The organism is Anabaena sp. UHCC 0253 (assembly GCF_009712085.1).
GTDB lineage: Bacteria > Cyanobacteriota > Cyanobacteriia > Cyanobacteriales > Nostocaceae > Dolichospermum.
This window is the reverse complement of the sequence record NZ_VILD01000006.1, coordinates 369125-371941: the sequence shown is the minus strand read 5'-3', so window position 1 is coordinate 371941 and position 2817 is coordinate 369125. Positions and strand designations below refer to the sequence as shown.

Sequence of the window (2817 nt, the reverse complement as noted above, 5' to 3'; positions counted from 1 at the left end):
CTACACTATGACCTATAACTATATCTGGTTTAATTCCCCAAGATTGCCACATTTGTGCTAAGGCATATTCTATGGCAAATAAGGCAGGTTGAGTATAGGCTGTTTGATTTATTAGGTCTGTTTCTGTGTACAGGATTTCTATTAGTGGTTTTTCTAAATATTGATTGAGTATTCGATTACATTCTTCTATAGTTTTTCTAAATATTGGTTGAGTTTCATATAGTGATTTTCCCATTCCCACATATTGCGAACCTTGTCCTGTACATAAAAAAGCGATTTTGGGAACTCGTCGAGAAAAGCCTCTAATGGTATTTTCATCTTGAATATTACTAAGTTTAGTAATTAGCTCTTTTTTATTTGATGCTACGCAACTTAATCTATGTTGAAAATGGGATCTGCCTACATTAGCTGTATAGCAAATATCAGCTAAACTTAAATCTAGATTATTTTCTAAATGCTTTTGGTAACATTTGACTAATTCTATTAAAGCGGTTTCTGTTTTTGCGGAAAGAGTTAATAAATGTAGTGGACGTTTTGTTATATCTTCATTTTTTAATTGTTCTGGTGCTGATTCTAAAATTACATGGGAATTTGTGCCACTAAATCCAAAAGAACTTACACCTGCAATTCGCGTTTTTCCTGTTAATTTCCAAGGAGTTGCTTTTGTGGGAATTACAACGGGCAAATCTTGCCAATTTATATAAGGATTTGGTTTAGTAAAATGCAAATGAGGGGCAATTTTTTGGTGTTGTAATTGCAAAACAACTTTTATCAATCCAGCTATCCCTGCTGCTGCTTCCAAATGGCCAATATTTGTTTTTGCAGAACCAATAAATAAAGGTTTTTCAGCAGTATGATTTTTCGTGAATACTGCACCTAAAGCTCCAATTTCAATAGGATCTCCTAAAGATGTTCCTGTACCATGAGCTTCAATATAATTAACTTGAGAAGCTTTTACTCCTGCATTGGTTAAGGCTTTGCGAATAACTGCTTCTTGTGATGGTCCATTGGGTACTGTTAAACCACCGCTAGGTCCATCTTGGTTAACCGCACTACCACGAATTACTGCTAAAATATTATCATTTTCAGCGATCGCATCTGATAATCTTTTCAGGACAATTACACCACAGCCTTCACCACGAACATAGCCGTTAGCACTAGCATCAAATGTCTTACAACGACCGTCAGGAGCTAACATTCCTGCTTGGGAAAATGTAATAGTGACATCGGGAGTCAACATCAAATTTACACCCCCAGCTAAAGCCATATTGCACTCGCGCTGTCGTAAACTCGCTACTGCTAAATGTACCGCTACCAAGGAAGAAGAACAAGCGGTTTCTACTGCTAAACTCGGTCCAGTTAATCCTAAAATATAGGAAATTCTGCCCACCGCAGCACTAAAAGCATTACCCGTGCCGAAATAAGCATCTATATTTTCAGTACCAATAAATCTCTGAGAATAATCACTGCTACTAATACCTACAAAGACTCCAGTTAAGCTATTAAATAGCTTTTGGGATACTTGATGAGCATTTTCTAAAGCTTCCCAACTAACTTCTAATAATAACCGTTGTTGGGGATCTAAACTGAGAGCTTCTCTAGGAGAAATACTGAAAAAATCAGTATCAAAACTATCAACTGATTGATTAATAAATCCCCCGTCACGAGTTGATATTTTTCCCGGATTTTGGGGATCAGAATTATAGTATTGATCAATATTCCATCTATCTTGAGGAACTTCGCTAATTCCATCTATTCCATTTTCTAAAAGCTGCCAAAAAGCATCAGGAGAATCAACACCACCAGGAAGTCTGCAACCCATACCAATAATTGCTATAGGTTCTTTTTTCTGCTGTTCTAATTTATCCAATTTAGACTGTAAGCTTTCTAATTGGAGGAGAGCATTTTCCATTAATACTCTATAATCTATGTTTTGAGAATTTTCTGGCATAATTGTTTTTTTACTGGTTAATTTCAACTGTTTAAAAGATATCTATAAATTCAGATAATTTATCCAAAAATATCAATCATCTTCTTCTAAAAAATCATCATTATTTTTATTTCCCAAAGCTGCTAATCTTGCCGATAGCAATTGAGCTAAATCATTTTGAGTCATTTCTTGAAAACGATCTGATGAATCATTTTCTACCTCTATTTCTTGCTCTGGCAGAGAAAATTCCAGTGACAATACATCATTTTGCAAATAATTTACTAATGCTTCTAAAGTGGGATAATCAAATAAAACCGTTGAACGGACAGAACAATCTAAACTTGATTCAATAATATTTTTTAATTCTACTGCCATTAGTGAATCTATGCCTAAATCAAATAGTCGTTCTCTGAGTCCTATTTGTTCTGGGTTTTTCATACCTAAAATTTTGGCAATCTGCAAACGAATATGAGCTATTAATAACTCTTGTCTTGTTTCAATAGCGGCTTCCTCCAACTGCTGAATAAATGTAGATTTTTGAGATGGTAATAATGGCTCATTTTCCACCAATGTTTCTAATAATGGCATTTTTACACCCCCAGACAATTGTCTCAAAAACTGTGACCAATTGATAGAGAAAACACCAAATTGGGGAGATTGTGTAGATAACAAATCAGCCAAAGCTTGAAAACCAATCTCAGGAGAAATAGAAGTAATCCCTTGAGATTGTAAACGCTGCTGATATTGATCTCCTAAACGTGCAGCCATACCACCCTCATTCCAAGGACCCCAGTTCACACTTAAACCCGGTAATCCTAAACTTCGACGGTGATAAACCAAAGCATCCATAAACGCATTTGCCGCTGCATAATTACCTTGTCCAGGAG

Annotated in this window: 2 protein-coding genes; both read right to left on the bottom strand. The window is 35.6% G+C overall.

What is annotated here, in order from left to right; translation table 11 throughout:
- On the bottom strand, positions 1-1951 hold a 1951-nt coding region (locus FJR38_RS18240; RefSeq protein ID WP_168538622.1), incomplete at its 3' end, for a type I polyketide synthase.
- 72 nt (positions 1952-2023) lie between these two features.
- On the bottom strand, positions 2024-2817 hold a 794-nt coding region (locus FJR38_RS18235; RefSeq protein ID WP_168538620.1), incomplete at its 5' end, for a beta-ketoacyl reductase.